This window comes from Glaciecola sp. MF2-115 (assembly GCF_047250385.1).
Classification (GTDB): domain Bacteria; phylum Pseudomonadota; class Gammaproteobacteria; order Enterobacterales; family Alteromonadaceae; genus Glaciecola.
The window spans coordinates 131,822-150,173 of the sequence record NZ_JBLBVM010000056.1; the positions used below are offsets into that span (position 1 = coordinate 131,822).

The window sequence follows — 18,352 nt, forward strand, 5'->3', positions numbered from 1 at the left end:
GACATGAAATGCATATGCTGGAATGATTTAAAAATAAGAAGTGAATGTCACTTCTTATTTCATTTCACTAATTTCTACACCAAGTAAACAGCTATTTTCGGTTTCGGCAGTGCATCTTAATACTTTCGCTTTGGCACTTAGAGACGGTATTTGATCGCTATTAGATTCAATGGACACATCTAATAAGGTACCAATTTCCATGGCTGGCTGTTCTATTTCTAGTGACATTCCGGTCGCACTAATATCTTTGCAAATGGCTGGAATGGTTCGCTGTGCAGGATCATCTAATAGTGAGAGTTCACAAGGTGAATTGACCATCATTCTGTAGAAATTGCGCTTATCGTCGTAGGCTAACATTTTAAACTCCAGACATTATTGTTTTAGCAACTTACCTACATTTATATTGTGCTGAGGTTGATAAGTCAACAAAATCGCTAAAATTCGCTCAAACGGTTACTAATGCGTTTTAAGGATATTGGAATATTAGTACCAAGTTGTTGTGCAAATAGCGAGACTTTGAACTCTTCAATCATCCATTTTACTTCATCAAGTTGGCTTAAATCTCCCCCACTCTTTAACAGCTTTGTTTTAGTCTCTTCATACTTAGCAAGCGCTTTATCAACATCCAATTGATTGAGTCTGTCTCGGTTAGTGTCCACTTTCAATTTATCTAGTCGTTGATTAAGAGCAGCAACGTAGCGATTCCAGTCGTCCAATCTTTTATAACCAAAATCAAAGACAAAGCCCTTGTATACAAGTAAATTGAGCTGACTTTTTATCGAACCTAGGTTATTCAGCATATTCAGAGGGATATTCCCTTTACACTGTTTTTGAATGTTATGAGCCGTCGTTAATCCTACTTCTATTTTGTTCGCTATCTGTAAAGCCAGATCATTAATATTCTCTCGCACCAGATCGCAGGCTAGAGTGAAGTCATCTTTGTCTCGTATCTGTGCTTGCTTTTTCTGCTCAAATTCTCGCACTAACTGGTCGATGGACGCCATAATGATGTCATCAATTAAAATATTAATTTGTCCGAATGGGTTGAAGTACAGGCTTAGTTTTGCCTTGTTAGGAAGCTTTTGTTGTAAGAACTTTAAAGGCGATGGCACCGTGTTTTTAATTAGTTGATATACACCCAAACGATGAGCTTTATCCGCTTCTTGTTGATTATCAAATAATACGATGTCTACTTTGTTTGATTTTTTCACCAAGGCTGGATATGCCTTAATCTTAAAACCAGCATGTTTTTGCTCAAATGCACTTGGCAAACTTTCAAAGTCCCATGATTCTAAGTTCTGACGCTCAAGTTCTGGCGTCGCCACAGATTCAAGCGTCTCCTTCACTTTTCCTTTGAGCTTTCCTTGTAAATCGGCAAGGTTTTTCCCAATATTGAGAGTATGACCTTCGTTGTCTACCACAACGAAATTAAATTGAAGATGGTTCGGCAACTCGGCATCCAAAAAGTCCTCTTCGCTTATTGGCACACCCGTCATTCGGTGTAATTTCCTCGCTAAGGCGAAACGTAAACTTTGTGGAAGTCCTTGCTTATCTTTTGCTTGAATTTCAGATAAGCATGCAGTAGCAAAGTCAGGAGCTGGAACAAAATTTCTGCGCAACTTTTTAGGTAACGATTTTATTAATGCAACGACCAACTCATGTTGAAACCCAGGAACTAACCAATCAAAACCTACATTTTCTAATTGATTTAAGATTGGTAGTGGGATGTGGATGTTCACACCATCGTTGTTGGCTTTAGGCTCAAAAACGTATGTTAGCTGCAACCTTAAATTACCTTGTTTCCATTCATCAGGAAAATCAGTTTTACTGATGGATGAAGCATCTTTCTTTAGAAGTTCTTGAATAGAGAAATCAAGTAAGTCAGGTGTTTTGTTGCTGTTTATCTTCCACCATTTTTTAAACTGGACTTCATTACATATCTCAGCGGGTAGTTTTTGTTGGTAGAAGTCACACAAGTCATCTTCATCAATAAGTAAATCACGTCTACGAGACTTTTGCTCTAGGGTTTCTACTTCTTCAATTAGGGCTTGATTCTTCCTTAAAAAAGCGTAATTCATTGACGTTTGCCCTGCAACCAAAGCCTCTCGAATGAAGATTTCACGAGACACAATCGGATCAATCTGAGAGTAGTTAACTAAACGCTTAGCAACAATAGGCAAGCCAAACAAATTTATATTAACGTAGGCTTGTACTGCGCCTTTTTTCTTGCTCCAGTGCGGTTCTGAGTATGTTTTGTTAACCAAGTGCTGACTAATTGATTCAAGCCAAACAGGGTCTATTCTAGCGACATTTCGAGCAAACAATTTCGATGTTTCAACCAATTCCGCTGAGACAATCCACTTAGGATTTGATTTGCTTAAGCCTGAGCCAGGGAAAATCATAAACCGCGTGTTGCGCGAGCCTAGGTATTCCCTGTTCTTATCTTTAAATCCAACTTGGGAAAGCAAGCCCGTAGCGATCGCTGTGTGGATAGCCTCATAACTTGGCTCAGTGCTATTGAGTCGATATCCAATTTCAACTAATGACTTTTTCATTTGGCTAACAATGTCTTGCCACTCACGCATTCTCATGTAATGCACAAAATACTGCTTACACCATTTCCTTAACTGGCTATTGGACAATGCCTTTTGGTTTTCGCTGAACGCTTTCCACAGGTTTAGTAATGAAATAAAGTCTGAGTCGGCATCAGCAAATTCACTGTGTTTTTCATCTGCCGCTTGTTTTTTATCTTGAGGTCGTTCTCTAGGGTCCTGAATACTGAGCCCTGCCGTGATAATCATGACTTCTTTCGCACAATCTCTTTCACCGGCCTCTACAACCATTTTTGCATAACGCGGATCAACTGGCAGTCGTGCTATTTTGCGGCCCAATTGTGTCAATACATATCGGTGTTGCTTTCGTTGTATAGCTTGAAGTTCTTCGAGTAACTTCATACCATCATTGATGTTTTTGTTATCTGGAGGCTGAATAAATGGGAATTGACTCACTTCACCTAAGCCCAACGCTAGCATTTGTAAAATGACGCTGGATAAATGTGTTCTTATTATTTCTGGATCGGTGAATTCTGGCCGTGATAAGAAATCTTGCTCAGAATAAAGTCTAATACAAATACCGTCAGATACCCTACCACACCTACCTGCACGCTGGTTTGCGGATGCTTGTGATATTGCTTCAATTGGTAGCCGTTGTACTTTACTCTTATGGCTGTATCGTGACATGCGTGCTAAGCCAGGATCGATGACATACTTGATGCCCGGCACGGTTAGAGAAGTTTCGGCGACGTTGGTAGCTAGTACAATCCGTCTGCCCCCGTGTGATTGAAATATACGATTCTGTTCAGCAGCCGAAAGCCTAGCGTATAGTGGAACAATTTCTGTATTGCGATACTGACGTTTAGATAAAGCATCTTGCGTATCACGTATATCCCGCTCGCCACTTAAGAAAATTAATATATCCCCGGGTTTTTCGCGAAATAGTTCGTCCACCGCTTCACATATTGCGGTAGTTTGATCCTGCTCGTCTTGCTCGTTGTTTTTGCCTGTGTTTTTGAGGCTATTATTTTCGGCGTCAGCAAATTCCCCGCCCGGTTCTTTATAACGAATTTCTACCGGATATGTGCGTCCACTCACTTGAATTATCGGTGCGTCGAAAAAATGTTTGGAGAAACGCTCTGGATCGATAGTTGCCGATGTAATGATGAGTTTTAAATCTTTGCGCTTAGGCAGTAGTTGTTTGAAGTAACCTAACAAAAAATCAATATTTAGGCTTCGTTCATGTGCTTCATCAATAATAATCGTATCGTACTGATTTAAATATTTATCCTGCTGAATTTCAGCCAGCAAAATACCATCTGTCATCAATTTTATATGACTGTTTTCACCCACATTGTCACTAAAGCGAACTTTAAAACCAACCTCTTTTCCTAACTCCGAGTGTAATTCCTCAGCGATACGGTTGGCGACACTTCTAGCCGCGAGTCGCCTAGGTTGTGTATGTCCTATAAAACCATCAATTCCCCGGCCTAATTCTAAACACATTTTAGGGATCTGCGTTGTTTTACCTGAGCCAGTTTCACCCGCAATGATGACTACTTGATGGGCCGCAATCGCCTCTTTAATATCTTCACGTTTGTCAGAAACAGGTAAATCTGGGTATTCGATTTTTGGAATAGCATCTTCACGCCCTTTACGTGCTCGTTGAGACTCATCAACTTTATTTAAAAACCGTTCAAAGGCTAAAATTTTCTCGTCATTGTCTGGGAGCTTCTCTAACTTTTGATATTGCCTTCTTAGTGGAAAACGATCTTTGATTAAGCACTTTTCAAGCGCATTGTTTAATTTGAATTGCATGGGATATTTACGGCTAGTATCTATTTGAGTTCATTTTTATTTGAAGATGAAGCGGACAAGCATGTGAAATAGCTTGTCCATGTGCATTAAGATTAACAGAAGCGGTGCTTTTTGGCTATTCGTCTCCGTAGATCCCAATATAAATATTGCCTTCAGTATCGACGCTACCTCGGTACATTCCTTCTGTGTTAAATGGCATGCTAATATTTCCATCTTTGTCGACTGCAATAATACCGCCAGTACCACCGGCACCTTTCAATACTTTATTTACAACATCATTCGCAGCTTGCTCTAAACTAATATTTTGGTATTTCATTCGAGCGCAGATATCGGAGGCTACGTTGAAGCGAATAAAATACTCTCCGTGACCGGTTCCAGAAACAGCACAACTTTCATTATCTGCAAAAGTACCAGCGCCGATGATTGGGGAATCACCAACGCGACCATAGCGCTTGGCCGTCATTCCCCCAGTCGAGGTTCCAGCTACTAGGTTCCCTTTTGCATCGAGCACTACAGCACCCACGGTGCCAAATTTATAATCAGCATGCTCAGGGTGTTGATAAAAGGCCTGTTCGTCCTCTTGAATTGCTAGCTTAGCTTTCTTCAATGCTTCCAATCGATGTGGCGTATCAAAACTTTTATTACTTACCTTTTCTAAGCCATGTTTAAATGCAAAAGATTCAGCGCCCTCGCCACTCAACATCACATGAACCGACTCGTTCATCACAAGATTAGCAGCAGCAATTGGGCTTTTTATGGTTTTCACACCCGCAACAGCCCCTGCGTTCTTGTCTTTACCATGCATAATTGAAGCATCTAATTCATGAGTCTCATCATAAGTATAAACGGCACCAACACCAGCATTGAAAAGTGGCGAATTCTCTAAGTGTTGAACCGTTTTTATGACGGCCAACGCGCCATCTTCATTCGCTAGTAATGATGCATGTCCAATCATAAGTGCTTCTTTCAGCGTTTTGCGAAATTCGGCTTCTTGTTCACTGCTAAGATTTGCCTTACTTATCGTTCCTGCACCGCCATGAATAGCGATAGATACTTTTTGCTTTTGCATCTCTTTTTGCTTTTGCATCTCTTTTTGATGTTCAACATCCTTATGATGATTAGCCATGCTGGCCGCGGATGTAAAGCCCATAGCAAGGCTAAGCGCGATAGTAGAGAGTAATTTTGGAAAGTGTTTCATTGATTAGCTCCATGCAAATAAAGAGCAACCTTAAGCATTGACGAACGATTTGTCCATAAAAGAAAAGCGTCAAGAACGAATGCCCTTAACGCTTTTTACTCAATTTAATTGTTAGTATCTTTTGAATAGAGCTTCAAATTGTAGCTAAACAATTATCGTCTAGATGATATTGCTTGCCACTTATTCAACTCTAACTGAGGCGTCGCTGAGGACATTACTTGGTGCTCAAAGGCGTCAAATGTATGATATTCAAAATCTCTGCTCCAATGTAATTCATTGTAAATAAGACGCAGTTTTCTAACTGAAAAGAATGGAACAATGCTGGTATCTAGTTCTTCACTTAAGTGTGACAGTCCACTATTGGTGTTATGAAAGTAAGGGTCTGACTCCATTTTTATTTCTTCGCGCATAACGGCTTCCTAATTAAAAATGACCTTTGAATAATAGCTGTAAAAGTTCAATAGTTCATATAACGAAACTAACTATAAAAACGAAACCTTGACTCGAAAAAATATTTGAAAATACGAAAGGTAGATTTTAGCTAGCGCTTAATTGATATCATCAAAATGATTGCGCCAGTCTTATACAAAAATAGTATTAAAAATAAACAAATGGTAATAGCTTGTAATATTTAGTAAAAACAATGACATTAAAACAAAAAACCAAAAACCCATAAAATACAACAACTTAGGCTTTCACTGTTCGCTAAGTCACTCTAAACGTGTATAAAATTTCAACTCAAAGCGTTAAACGATAAGAGTACGTCTAAACTACATTTCGTGAACAAACTGATACAAATTCAAATACTAAGCTCAAGTATTCTAACAATGCTTTTTAAAATATATTTTAGGTCAGGTCAATTGTTGACGAAGTCATGATAAAGTAGGAACAAATTAGAATTATAAAAAGATAATATTAAAAAAAATGTCCTCATCTTCAGTCAAAGACAGCTTTAAAGATATATTAGTTGATATGTCAAATTTAAAAAACAGTCGAGATGAATCAGTAGCCTATTCAGGCCCTACATTATTATGGCACGATTACGAAACTTGGGGAGTAGACCCTAAACACGACTTTCCCTGTCAATTTGCAGCGATACGCACAGATTTGGATTTGAATATTATAGAGAATCCGATTAGCTACTTTTGTCAAATTCCTAATGATTATGTGCCTAACCCCATCGCGTGCGTTGTGACAGGCATTACACCTCAACAAAGTTTGAGAGATGGATATATTGAAGCAGAATTTGCAAGGAAAATAGCGAATGTCATGGAAAAATCCGATACCTGTGTTGTTGGTTATAACAGTATTAGATTTGATGATGAAGTGACACGATTCCTAAGATATCGAAATTTTTATGACCCCTACGAGCGAGAATGGAAAAATGGGAATAGTCGATGGGACATCATAGACTTGGTGAGAGCTTGTTATGCATTGAGACCAGATGGCATTAACTGGCCTTTAAAAGAAAATGGCTCCCCATCATTTAAACTAGAGGAATTAACTGCGGCAAACGGCATTGCGCATGAATCGGCGCATGACGCTGTTTCTGATGTAAAAGCAACTATCGCTCTTGCCCAACTCATTAAGCAGAAGCAAGGCAAGTTATTCGACTTTTACTTCTCCTTACGAAATAAAAATACGGTCATGCAAAATATTGACATAGCGAACCATAAACCATTCCTACATGTCAGCGGAATGTTGTCAGCATCACATGGGTGCTGCAGTTGGTTCCTGCCTATGGCAATGCATCCAAGTAACAAAAACGCCATTATTTGTCTTGATTTAGCAAGCGACCTTTCACTTTTGGCAACTATGAGCTCAAACGAACTCAAAGAGATCTTATATACGAAGCAAGATGACTTACCTGAAGGAACAAATAAACCAGGTATTAAACTTGTACATATCAATAAAGCACCTTTCGTTGCGCCGGCAAAAACACTCACACCAGAACATGCAGCAAGATTGAATATTGACAGAGAAGCGTGTTTGAAAAACCTAGACTATATTAAAAGTATTCCAAGCATTCATTCTAAGTTATTTGACATTTTCGACGACGAACAAAGACCCAATAAAGAGCTAGACATAGATGCTTCACTTTACACTCGTGGATTCGCATCTTCAGCCGATAAAAAGTGGATGGCAGAGATAAAAGAGGCCGAACCAGAGCAACTTTCAGTTTGGCAGGATAGAGCCCCTAGCCCGGAATATGCACAGCAATTAATGAGATACAGAGCTAGGAATTATCCCAATACTTTGGATCAATCAGAACTGGATAAATGGCAGTTACATCGAAAAACTAGGTTTACCACCGACAATAAAGAAACCTGTCTTTCTATTTCTGAATGCCAATTAGAAATAGCAGAGCTGGCAGAAAAATATGCCGACGATGCAAAGAAACTAAAACTATTGACGACAATAACTCGATATATAGAGGAATTGTAAAAGGTGAAGTTTACTGTTAAAACATAGCATTAAGCTCTGCAAACATGATTACAATGTAAAAAGGTGTGTAAATACGCAATATGAAAGGTGTAACGCTAAACTTAGACATATCCGCTAGAGAGTTGACTGCGACAGTCGATCCACTTTTGATTGATGACGTTCTGCAGCCCAATGAGCTTAAAACCTTCATTGAATCATCTGAATATCGTGATGTCTTCATTCTAGAAAATGGCATCTCAGCACTATGTGAACGAAGCAACGGCGCAAAAAAAGCAAATAGTATTGAAGAACAAACACAAGTTGTTGGCGAAGTCAGGGACGCTAAATTTACGGTCAATCTGAAAGATGAAGAAATGAAGGCTGAATTAGTAGTTGAATCACCTTGCTATGGTTCAATCCCACCTTATGAAGAAGTGATTGCAATGCTTCATGAAAATGGTGTTCGCCGCGGTATTAGTAAGAAAAGAGTAGAAAGCCTCCTTTTTCAGGCATCTCAAGTTGGCAGTGGATTTGAATTCACAGATACTGTTGCGAAAGGTTTGCCTCCCAGAGATGGTAAACCTTCATACATAAAAGCGATTTTTCCAAATGCCCTCGAGCGCATTTTACAGCCTCAGGAAGCTGGCAATAACAAAGTCGATATGCGTAATTTAGGTGATATTTTATGCGTGAAAGCAAACATAGCCGTTGCAAGAAGAGTTCCACCGAGCAAAGGAAGAACTGGATTTACTGTATCAGGTAAACCAATCAAATCAAAAGAAGGCAATTGGCTTCCTATCAAACTAGGTGCGAACACATCAATTAGTCCAGAAGATGAAAACGTCATTATCGCTGACGTGACTGGTCAGCCAAAATTCGCTAAAAACATCATGACAGTTAATGACACTTTCCAAACGAAGGGCGTCAACGTGGGTACAGGTAATATTAATTACGATGGTGCTGTTATCGTAAACGGTGATGTCACTGAGAGTATGCACGTAATTGCTACGGGTGACGTCACAATTAACGGTTTTGTCGAATCAGCAAATATACAAGCAGACGGTGATATTATTATCACTGAAGGCGCAATGGGTAAGATGAATGAAGAAGATTGTAAGTTAACAGCTAAAGGATCAGTCTTCGTTCAACATGGTCAAGGTCTTGATATAAAAGCTGGCAAAAACCTGAATGTTCGAAAACAGCTGGCTTATTCACGCGTTAATTGTAAAGGCAAAGTAACAATAGGTGAACCAGACAAGCCGATGGGAAGTTTGTTTGCCAGTTCAATTCAGTGCGGTTCGACAATAAGCGCTGGTACAGTGGGAGCAGTTTCGGGGAGCGCCTTGAATATCGATTTTAGTGACGCCTTTAACCAATTGAATACACGATATGATTCATTGTTGGTTTACTTAAAACAATTACGCGAAAACAGCTTTGATCACACAGTAAAACTGCGCGATATGAAATCTAAAAACGTACCGAGCGCTCTTAACAATAGTGTGAGTAAAATTGAAGCCCTAATAGAATCTGAAAAACATCTGCTCGATTGGTTGGAAATAACAGAACAAGAATTAAGTCAGGCAAAAGTAGATTTTGAAAAAAATGCGAAAATAGTTGCTAACAAAGAACTATTTCAAGGCGTATCTGTAAAGATGAATAAAACTAACTGGCGCTCCGAGAAAGAATACCTGAAATGTGTAATAAAATTATCTGGTGGTAAGTGGAAGTATCACCCCTTGCTTAGATAAAATATACACGATGACGTAAGTTTAATAACTTAGACAATTTAATCTTGGACATCTTGCTCAGGATGGAATCGAGGCCTGACGTTGGTATGTTGCCGACATCAGGCCTTTCTGCTTAAGCTTAAAGCATTTCTACTGCTAGTGCGGTCGCTTCTCCACCACCGATACACAACGCGGCAACACCTTTTTTCAAGCCTTTTTGATTAAGGGCATGAAGTAATGAAACAACGATTCGCGCACCTGAGGCACCAATTGGATGTCCTAATGCGCAAGCGCCACCTTTGATATTTACTTTACTTGGATCTAAGCCTAATTTACTCACACCTAACATCGTGACCATGGCAAACGCTTCATTAATTTCAAACAAGTCAACGTCATCCTTAGTCCAACCTGCTTTTGAAAATACTTTCTCAACGGCTCCTACTGGTGCAACGGTAAAGTCTTCAGGCTTAATAGCATTAGTTGCATGAGCAACAATTTTTGCTAGCGGTGTGAGTCCTAGAGCCGCTGCTTTAGATGCTGTCATGACAACTAGGGCTGCAGCACCATCAGAAATAGAGCTTGAGTTAGCTGCAGTGACTGTGCCGTCTTTTTTAAACGCGGGGCGCAAAGCAGGAATCTTTTCGGGTCTAGCATTGCCCGGGCCTTCATCTGTGTCAACGATCACATCGCCTCTGCGACTGGAAACCGTGACTGGTGCAATCTCGTCAACAAATGCGCCGTCGGCAATTGCTTGGCTTGCTTTTGAAAGTGAACTGAGCGCAAACTCATCCATTTGCTCTCTTGTTATGCCTTCTAAATCGGCTGTATCCTGCGCAAAACATCCCATTGCTTTGCCATCATAGGCGTTTTCTAGGCCGTCCAACATCATATGATCCATTACTTGACCATGTCCCATACGATAACCAGCTCTCGCTTTTGGTAAGATGTACGGTGCATTACTCATGCTTTCCATGCCGCCAGCCACGATGACTTCTGCACTTCCAGCACTAATTAGGTCATGTGCAAGCATAATAGCTTTCATTCCTGAACCACAGACCTTATTGATTGTTGTAGCACCTGCGGCCAATGGTAAACCCGCGCCCAAAGTTGCTTGACGCGCTGGCGCTTGGCCTAGACCCGCTGGTAATACGCAGCCCATTATCACTTCATCAATGACAGAAGAATCAATACCTTCAATTGCAGCTTGTATTGCAGTTGCTCCCAACTCTGTTGACGAAACTGCCGACAAAGCTCCCATAAAGCCACCCATTGGTGTTCGTTTTGCTGCCACTATTACAATTGAATCACTCATACATTTGTCCTGTTGTTAATAAAATAACCCACTACTAGACTATAAATGACCTTAGGCCAATTAACAGCCTACTTTAGTAGTAAGCGTTGTTTCGATTGAATTTTGTTGATCTGAACTTAACTTTGCTTTACCTTTACGTTAACCCAGCTTTACGTTAACGTAAAGGTTAAGAAGAAAAAAAGGTATCGACATGTCTCAACAACAGCAATATTCAATTGGCGAATTGTCAAAGTTGTTTGATATTACTGCACGTTCTATTCGTTTCTACGAAGAACAAGGACTTTTAGTGCCCGAGCGTCAAGGTCAGAGTCGAATATACCATTTGAAAGATAAAGTCAGACTAAAATTGATTCTTCGTGGTAAGCGACTAGGCTTCTCACTAGCAGAAATAAAAACGCTTTTCGATTTGTATGATACCAACCTTAACAGTGCAGTGCAGCTAGAAACAATGTTGGCATTAACAGAACAAAAAAGAGCTGTGCTGAATCAACAATTAAACGACATAAAAATGCTGATGAATGAACTGGACGACGTGGAAGCACGTTGTAAAGATGAATTAACTGAATTGCAAAGAGGTAACAACCTATGAATGCGCCCTACCCAACATTAAATTTCGGTCTTGGTGAAGACATTGATATGCTTCGAGATCACGTATACAACTTCGCTCAAACTGAAATAGCACCTCTTGCTGAGAAAGCCGATGAAGACAATATGTTTCCTAATCAGCTCTGGACAAAATTTGGCGATATGGGCCTGCTAGGTGTGACTGTAAGTGAAGAGTTCGGCGGTTCAGACATGGGCTACCTTGCGCACACTGTCGCTATGGAAGAAATTTCAAGAGCTTCTGCAGGCATTGGATTGAGCTACGGAGCTCATTCAAACCTATGTGTAAACCAATTAGCAAAAAATGGTACGCAAGCTCAAAAAGAAAAATACTTACCTAAACTAGTTTCTGGTGAGCACATTGGAGCCTTAGCAATGAGCGAGCCTAATGCAGGCTCGGATGTTGTTAGTATGAAATTAAAAGCTGATAAAGTCGGCGATAAATACGTACTCAATGGTAACAAGATGTGGATTACTAATGGTCCTGATGCTCACGTCTTTATTATTTACGCTAAAACCGACACCAGTGCTGGTGCTCGCGGTATTACCGCATTTATCGTTGAAAAAGATTTCCCTGGTTTCACACAAGCACAAAAACTCGATAAATTGGGCATGCGTTCATCAAATACCTGTGAACTTGTATTTCAAGATTGTGAAGTACCCGCAGAGAACATTGTCGGTGAACTTGGCGGTGGCGTTAAAGTACTTATGAGTGGACTTGATTATGAACGTTTAGTTTTATCAGGCGGCCCATTAGGGATCATGCAAGCATGCATGGACCTAGTCGTTCCTTATATTCATGATCGTAAGCAATTTGGTCAATCCATTGGCGAATTCCAATTGGTCCAAGGTAAAGTGGCTGATATGTACACCCAAATGAATGCCGCACGAGCTTATGTCTACGCAGTTGCTCGTTCATGTGACCGAGGAGAAACAACCCGTAAGGATGCTGCTGGTGCGATTTTGTATAGCGCAGAATTAGCAACTAAGATGGCATTAGATGCCATTCAATTGTTAGGTGGAAACGGTTATATCAATGAATACTCTGCAGGCAGACTCTTGCGTGACGCCAAGCTTTATGAGATTGGCGCAGGAACCAGCGAAATACGTCGCATGCTAATTGGTCGTGAGCTGTTCAAAGAGTCGCTTTAAAGCAAACTAGCGCAATGGTAATGTCGTCGTTATTGATGTTGTCTATACTTAGGCGACATCACGGATATTGCCATTGCGAGATTAGAACCAAATAAAACCGATTTTGTATTCAAAAAGCCATTAAACGAGGTGCATAAGTGCCCAAGATTACTTCAAAAATAAATGTTAATAGCCAAGAGTTCTCTGAGAATGTCGCCCACATGCAGGCGCAAGTAGATGACTTAAATCGTTTAGTCAGTCAATTGTCTCAAGGCGGTGGTGAAAAAGCCTGTAAGCGTCATACCGACAGAGGTAAGCTACTTCCGCGAGAACGTATTAACGCATTAATTGACAAAAATAGTGCGTTCTTAGAAATATCTCAACTTGCCGCTTGGGAAGTTTATGACGACTATGTGCCTTGCGCTGGCGTTATTGCAGGTATTGGTAGAGTATCGGGTGTTGAATGTATTATCGTTGCAAACGATGCAACGGTGAAAGGTGGTACGTACTACCCTCTAACTGTTAAAAAACATTTACGAGCACAAACTATCGCTGAACAGAATAATCTACCTTGCATCTATTTGGTAGATTCTGGTGGTGCCAATTTACCAAGACAAGAAGATGTATTTCCAGATAGAGAGCATTTTGGTCGCATTTTCTTTAACCAAGCGAATTTATCTGCGCAAAATATTCCTCAAATAGCGGTAGTCATGGGCTCATGTACAGCAGGCGGTGCTTATGTGCCTGCAATGGCCGATGAGTCAATTATCGTGCGTGAACAAGGAACAATATTCTTAGGTGGGCCTCCACTAGTGCAAGCGGCTACGGGTGAAGTAGTTTCAGCGGAAGAACTAGGTGGCGGGGACGTACACTGCAGAACATCAGGTGTAGTAGATCACTTAGCAAACAATGATCATCATGCTCTACAAATAGCACGAGATGCCGTCGCACGCTTAAATCGCAACCGCCCAATTGTCGCTGATAAGAAAGCGTCCGTGCCACCATTGTACGATACTCGAGAAATATATGGCGTGATCCCTAAAGATACCAAAAAGACCTATGACGTGAGAGAAGTGATCGCACGTGTGGTCGATGGTTCTGAATTCCACGAATTCAAAGCATTGTACGGTACAACACTTATTTGTGGCTTCGCTCGCATTGAAGGCTATAACGTTGGTATCGTCGCAAACAATGGCATCTTATTTTCAGAATCAGCCCAGAAAGGTGCGCATTTCATTGAATTGTGTTCACAACGTAAGATCCCACTCGTTTTCCTACAAAACATCACTGGTTTCATGGTTGGTAAGCAATATGAATCAGGTGGTATTGCTAAACATGGTGCCAAAATGGTAACCGCCGTTGCGTGTGCAAAAGTGCCTAAATTTACAGTCTTAATTGGCGGTAGTTTTGGCGCTGGAAATTACGGGATGTGTGGTCGTGCTTACGATCCAAGATTCTTATTTATGTGGCCGAACGCGCGCATTTCAGTGATGGGCGGCGAGCAAGCTGCTGGCGTGCTAGCACAAGTTAAAAAAGATCAAGCAACAAGAGCTGGGGAAGATTGGACGGCGGAACAAGAGCAAGCTGTTAAAAAGCCTGTAATTGAGACTTACGAAAAACAAGGTCACCCCTACTTCGCATCGGCACGCTTATGGGATGACGGTGTTATTGACCCTGCCGATACACGACGTGTATTGGGCTTAGCAATTTCAGCTTCGATGAACAAAGAAATCGAAGAAACAAAATTTGGTGTATTCAGAATGTAAGCCAGCCTAAAGCAGTCATTAGATTGCTTTTAGCTTACAGATGGAGAAAAAAATGACAGAACAACAAGCAATTACGATGGACATTGATGAGCGCGGTGTTGCTACCGTTACTCTTAATCGCCCGCATATTCATAATGCCTTTGACGATGTCGTCATCGCCGAGCTGATCAATGCTTTCGAGTCTATTCATAATAATAATGATGTGAGAGTGATGATACTTGCAGCGACGGGTAAATCATTCTGCGCCGGTGCTGATCTTAACTGGATGAAGAAAATGGCCAGCTATTCCTATGAGGAGAATAAGCAAGATGCTGGTAATTTAGCACGTCTTTTTAGTTCGCTTTACAATCTAAACAAACCAACCATTGCTCGTGTTCAGGGCGCTGTGTACGGTGGTGGCGTTGGCTTAGTCGCATGTTGTGATATTGCTATTGGTAGTAAGTTGAGTAAGTTTTGTTTAAGTGAAGTGAAGCTTGGTTTGGTTCCAGCAACAATTAGTCCATATGTGATTGAAGCTATTGGACCAAGAATGGCAAAACGCTACTTTATGACTGCAGAGGTTTTGTCTTCACGCAGAGCTAGAAGAATTGGATTACTAAGTGAAGTTGTCAGCGAAGAAGAGCTTGATGCAAGCGTGCAAAGTGTTGTTACTCCACTTCTGAAAAATGGTCCGGGTTCAATTTCAATAGCTAAACAACTCATAAATAACATTAGTTACTCAGCGATTGATGACCAGTTAATCGATTTAACCAGTGATTTGATTGCTAGTGTTCGCGTCTCAGACGAAGGACAGGAAGGTTTAACTGCGTTTTTAGAGAAGCGCTCTCCAAATTGGAAAAAAGCATGATTAAGAAAATACTAATTGCTAACCGAGGTGAGATCGCCTGCCGCGTAATTAAAACAGCAAAAGCGATGGGTATCACAACCGTTGCTGTTTATTCGGATGTGGATGCAAACGCTTTACATGTAAAGCACGCTGATGAAGCTATCTGTATAGGCCCTGCCCCGTCAAAAGACAGCTATTTACGTGGCACTTATATTCTTCAGCAAGCAAAAGCGCTCAATGTTGATGCCATCCATCCTGGTTATGGGTTCCTATCTGAGAATGCTCAGTTCGCTAAAGATTGTGCTCAAGAAGGTATTATATTTATTGGCCCAACGATAGAAGCTATCGAAGCAATGGGCTCAAAATCTGCCGCTAAGCAAATTATGGAAGAAGCCGGCGTACCACTTGTACCTGGTTATCACGGTGATGATCAAGATCCTGCTATTATAAAACGAAGCGCAAACGAAATGGGTTACCCTGTTCTGCTGAAAGCAACTGCAGGTGGCGGCGGTAAAGGGATGCGTCAAGTTTGGTCTGAAGCCGAGTTCGACGACGCATTGGCAGCCGCAAAACGTGAAGCAATGTCGAGTTTTAGTGATGACAAAATGCTCGTTGAAAAATATTTAACTGAGCCACGCCACGTTGAAATTCAAGTTTTCTGTGACAACCATAAAAATGGCGTGTACCTATTCGAACGTGACTGTTCTATTCAACGCCGCCATCAAAAAGTCATCGAAGAAGCCCCGGCTCCAAATATGTCAGAAGAGTTACGAGCTAAGATGGGTGAAGCCGCGTTAAAAGCAGCCTTCGCCATCAATTACTCAGGTGCTGGAACGGTTGAATTCCTGCTTGATACTGACGGAAGCTTCTATTTCATGGAAATGAACACGAGGCTACAAGTTGAGCACCCTGTAACTGAGATGATTACAGGTGAAGATCTAGTTGAATGGCAAATTAGAGTAGCCAACAACGAGCTTCTACCGAAAAAGCAATCTGACTTAAAAATACACGGGCATTCATTTGAAGCAAGAGTTTATGCAGAAGATCCAAATAATGACTTCTTGCCATCAACAGGTACATTGCACTTATTAAAAACACCAAAAACCAATAGCAATGTGCGCGTCGACACAGGTGTTTTACAAGGCGACGAAGTCTCTATCTATTACGATCCGATGATTGCCAAGCTCATAGTTTGGGATGAGGACCGAGAAAAAGCTTTGTCTCGTCTAGAGACATGTTTAGGCGAATACGCTATTGGTGGCGTAACCACAAATATTGATTATTTGCGCAGAATAGCGGGTTCAACACCCTTCAAAGAAGCGAAGTTAACAACTGACTTTATTGAACGCCACAATGACAGTATAAGCACTCAGACTAGTGTTGAGGTAGATAAATACCTGCCAGCATTGTTGCTAGGACAACTTTTATTGGAACACAACAGCATCAGCGCTGATTCAGAAGGTGTTTTACAAACGTCACCTTGGCAAAAACACGACAGCTATCGCAGTAATTTAAGCCACAAAAGTGCGCTTGAACTAACCGTTAACGACAAAAACTATACTGCTTTTACTACTATCAATGCTGATAGAAGTTGGATGATTAGTATTGATGAGCGCGAATATTTAGCTTCAGGCACGTTAGCAGATGACATACTCACTTGCACAATCGATGGCATAAAAGCTCGCTACCCTATAATGCTTAATTCAAATCACATCAGCTTGTTCACACCGCAAGGTATATTGTGTGCGGAAGTAGTGCAGCCCGACTTAGGTGAGACTGGTGAAGACGACCATGCTAACTCTGTAACCGCACCTATGAATGGTACGGTCGTAGCTCTGCTAGTTAAAGCTGGTGAAAAAGTGAAAAAAGGCCAGCAACTTATTATTGTTGAAGCGATGAAAATGGAGCACAGCATTAAAGCTCCCTACGACGGTATTGTGGCAGAATGTTACTTCAGTACCGGTGATTTAGTCAGTGGTGGTGTTGCATTAATTGATATTACTGCAGACGAATCAGAGTAAAGCATCATAAATACATTAAAACAAGGTGATATCGATGTTTGATTTACTTCCAAAAACCGTTGAAATTGTTGAAGTTGGCCCTCGTGATGGTTTGCAAAACGAAGCCAGTAGCTTAAGTGCACAAGATAAGATTGATCTAGTTAATGCACTTTCAACGGTCGGACTAAAACGCATTGAAGCGGGCAGTTTTGTATCCCCAAAGTGGGTACCGCAAATGGCTTCTTCCGATGAAGTTATGCGAAAGATCGAGCGTAAGCCTGGTATCCGTTATAGTGCTCTAACACCGAATATGAAGGGCTTTGATCTTGCGATGGAAGTGAACACTGAGGAAGTCGCTGTTTTTGGCGCGGCTTCTGAAAGTTTTTCGCAAAAGAATATCAATTGCAGCATTGAAGAAAGCCTAGAGCGCTTCAGACCATTGGTAGAAAAAGCTCAGCAAATGAATATCCCCGTTCGAGGCTATGTGTCATGTGTACTGGGTTGCCCTTACGAAGGTGATATCAAAGTGGCTGATGTGGTTAATGTCAGTAAAGCTTTATTAGATATGGGGTGCTATGAAATTTCGCTCGGCGATACCATCGGCGTCGGCACACCACTGAAAACAAAAGCGTTAATTGAGGCTTGCCTTGAACATATTCCAAAGCAGCAGTTGGCCGTACATTTTCATGATACTTATGGTCAAGCCTTAGCTAATATCCTAACCGCTATTCAACTTGGTATTAGGATCGTTGACAGTTCAGTCGCAGGTTTAGGGGGCTGTCCATATGCTAAGGGTGCTTCTGGGAACGTATCATCTGAGGATGTGGTCTACATGCTTCACAATATGGGTATTGATACTGGCATAGATCTTCACAAGTTAATTGAAGTAGGTAAAAATATTTCACTTAAACTCAAGAGAGACAATGCTTCAAAAGTTGGTGTTGCTACTTCTTAGATAAGAGTACGAACGCTGAAAAGTGATCTTCAGCGTTCTT

Annotated in this window: 13 protein-coding genes; 8 read left to right on the forward strand and 5 right to left on the reverse strand. The window is 41.0% G+C overall.

The genetic code is table 11. The features are described from left to right. Positions 1 to 54: 54 nt before the first annotated feature. From ACKLNX_RS15855 to ACKLNX_RS15870, 4 genes are all read right to left on the reverse strand, one after another. On the reverse strand, positions 55 to 357 hold the full coding sequence (locus tag ACKLNX_RS15855; RefSeq protein ID WP_411693742.1) for a PilZ domain-containing protein: 303 nt from the start codon (positions 355 to 357) through the stop codon (positions 55 to 57). 77 nt (positions 358 to 434) lie between these two features. Next, complete coding sequence (gene hrpA / locus ACKLNX_RS15860) at positions 435 to 4,370, reverse strand: ATP-dependent RNA helicase HrpA (protein WP_412973044.1); 3,936 nt, start codon at positions 4,368 to 4,370, stop codon at positions 435 to 437. Between the two features lie 115 nt (positions 4,371 to 4,485). Then, positions 4,486 to 5,457 (reverse strand): isoaspartyl peptidase/L-asparaginase family protein, encoded by a 972-nt coding sequence (locus tag ACKLNX_RS15865; protein ID WP_412973347.1) that lies wholly within the window; start codon positions 5,455 to 5,457, stop codon positions 4,486 to 4,488. 263 nt (positions 5,458 to 5,720) lie between these two features. Further along, the gene (locus tag ACKLNX_RS15870) at positions 5,721 to 5,978 is read right to left on the reverse strand and encodes a hypothetical protein (RefSeq protein WP_412973045.1); all 258 of its coding nucleotides are present in this window, start codon (positions 5,976 to 5,978) and stop codon (positions 5,721 to 5,723) included. A 562-nt stretch (positions 5,979 to 6,540) separates the two neighbouring features. On the opposite strand from ACKLNX_RS15870, the gene sbcB reads away from it, so the two are divergent. Together sbcB and ACKLNX_RS15880 are read left to right on the forward strand one after the other, a co-directional pair. Next, on the forward strand, positions 6,541 to 8,013 hold the full coding sequence (gene sbcB, locus ACKLNX_RS15875) for an exodeoxyribonuclease I (RefSeq protein ID WP_412973046.1): 1,473 nt from the start codon (positions 6,541 to 6,543) through the stop codon (positions 8,011 to 8,013). A gap of 80 nt (positions 8,014 to 8,093) precedes the next feature. Then, positions 8,094 to 9,740: a DUF342 domain-containing protein gene (locus ACKLNX_RS15880; RefSeq protein ID WP_412973047.1), complete on the forward strand. Its 1,647-nt coding sequence runs from the start codon at positions 8,094 to 8,096 to the stop codon at positions 9,738 to 9,740. A gap of 118 nt (positions 9,741 to 9,858) precedes the next feature. On the opposite strand, the gene ACKLNX_RS15885 is transcribed toward ACKLNX_RS15880, so the two are convergent. Next, a complete protein-coding gene (locus tag ACKLNX_RS15885) occupies positions 9,859 to 11,031 on the reverse strand; it encodes a thiolase family protein (protein WP_411693737.1) in 1,173 nt (390 codons plus the stop codon). 190 nt (positions 11,032 to 11,221) lie between these two features. Here ACKLNX_RS15885 and ACKLNX_RS15890 point away from each other — a divergent pair, with 190 nt between their 5' ends. The 6 genes from ACKLNX_RS15890 (at position 11,222) to ACKLNX_RS15915 (ending at position 18,312) form a co-directional block, all read left to right on the forward strand. Next, complete coding sequence (locus ACKLNX_RS15890; RefSeq protein ID WP_411693736.1) at positions 11,222 to 11,620, forward strand: MerR family transcriptional regulator; 399 nt, start codon at positions 11,222 to 11,224, stop codon at positions 11,618 to 11,620. Beyond that, the gene (locus ACKLNX_RS15895; RefSeq protein WP_412973048.1) at positions 11,617 to 12,786 is read left to right on the forward strand and encodes an isovaleryl-CoA dehydrogenase; all 1,170 of its coding nucleotides are present in this window, start codon (positions 11,617 to 11,619) and stop codon (positions 12,784 to 12,786) included. Before ACKLNX_RS15890 ends, ACKLNX_RS15895 begins: the two co-directional genes overlap by 4 nt. A 137-nt stretch (positions 12,787 to 12,923) precedes the next feature. Continuing rightward, positions 12,924 to 14,531: a carboxyl transferase domain-containing protein gene (locus tag ACKLNX_RS15900; protein WP_412973049.1), complete on the forward strand. Its 1,608-nt coding sequence runs from the start codon at positions 12,924 to 12,926 to the stop codon at positions 14,529 to 14,531. Between the two features lie 52 nt (positions 14,532 to 14,583). Continuing rightward, complete coding sequence (locus tag ACKLNX_RS15905; protein ID WP_412973050.1) at positions 14,584 to 15,378, forward strand: enoyl-CoA hydratase/isomerase family protein; 795 nt, start codon at positions 14,584 to 14,586, stop codon at positions 15,376 to 15,378. Next, entirely contained in the window at positions 15,375 to 17,378 is a 2,004-nt protein-coding gene (locus ACKLNX_RS15910; protein WP_412973051.1) for an acetyl/propionyl/methylcrotonyl-CoA carboxylase subunit alpha, read from the forward strand. Before ACKLNX_RS15905 ends, ACKLNX_RS15910 begins: the two co-directional genes overlap by 4 nt. A 34-nt stretch (positions 17,379 to 17,412) precedes the next feature. Continuing rightward, positions 17,413 to 18,312 carry a hydroxymethylglutaryl-CoA lyase gene (locus ACKLNX_RS15915; protein ID WP_412973052.1) on the forward strand — a complete coding sequence of 300 codons (900 nt, stop codon included), beginning with the start codon at positions 17,413 to 17,415 and terminating at the stop codon, positions 18,310 to 18,312. Positions 18,313 to 18,352: the final 40 nt, after the last annotated feature.

Excerpts from the sequence above, each read along its gene's own strand:
- ACKLNX_RS15855 (WP_411693742.1), bottom strand. The coding sequence starts at position 357 with ATGTTAGCCTACGACGATAAGCGCAATTTCTACAGAATGATGGTCAAT.
- hrpA (WP_412973044.1), bottom strand. The coding sequence starts at position 4,370 with ATGCAATTCAAATTAAACAATGCGCTTGAAAAGTGCTTAATCAAAGAT.
- ACKLNX_RS15865 (WP_412973347.1), bottom strand. The coding sequence starts at position 5,457 with ATGCAAAAGCAAAAAGAGATGCAAAAGCAAAAAGTATCTATCGCTATT.
- ACKLNX_RS15870 (WP_412973045.1), bottom strand. The coding sequence starts at position 5,978 with ATGCGCGAAGAAATAAAAATGGAGTCAGACCCTTACTTTCATAACACC.
- sbcB (WP_412973046.1), top strand. The coding sequence starts at position 6,541 with ATGTCAAATTTAAAAAACAGTCGAGATGAATCAGTAGCCTATTCAGGC.
- ACKLNX_RS15880 (WP_412973047.1), top strand. The coding sequence starts at position 8,094 with ATGAAAGGTGTAACGCTAAACTTAGACATATCCGCTAGAGAGTTGACT.
- ACKLNX_RS15885 (WP_411693737.1), bottom strand. The coding sequence starts at position 11,031 with ATGAGTGATTCAATTGTAATAGTGGCAGCAAAACGAACACCAATGGGT.
- ACKLNX_RS15890 (WP_411693736.1), top strand. The coding sequence starts at position 11,222 with ATGTCTCAACAACAGCAATATTCAATTGGCGAATTGTCAAAGTTGTTT.
- ACKLNX_RS15895 (WP_412973048.1), top strand. The coding sequence starts at position 11,617 with ATGAATGCGCCCTACCCAACATTAAATTTCGGTCTTGGTGAAGACATT.
- ACKLNX_RS15905 (WP_412973050.1), top strand. The coding sequence starts at position 14,584 with ATGACAGAACAACAAGCAATTACGATGGACATTGATGAGCGCGGTGTT.
- ACKLNX_RS15910 (WP_412973051.1), top strand. The coding sequence starts at position 15,375 with ATGATTAAGAAAATACTAATTGCTAACCGAGGTGAGATCGCCTGCCGC.
- ACKLNX_RS15915 (WP_412973052.1), top strand. The coding sequence starts at position 17,413 with ATGTTTGATTTACTTCCAAAAACCGTTGAAATTGTTGAAGTTGGCCCT.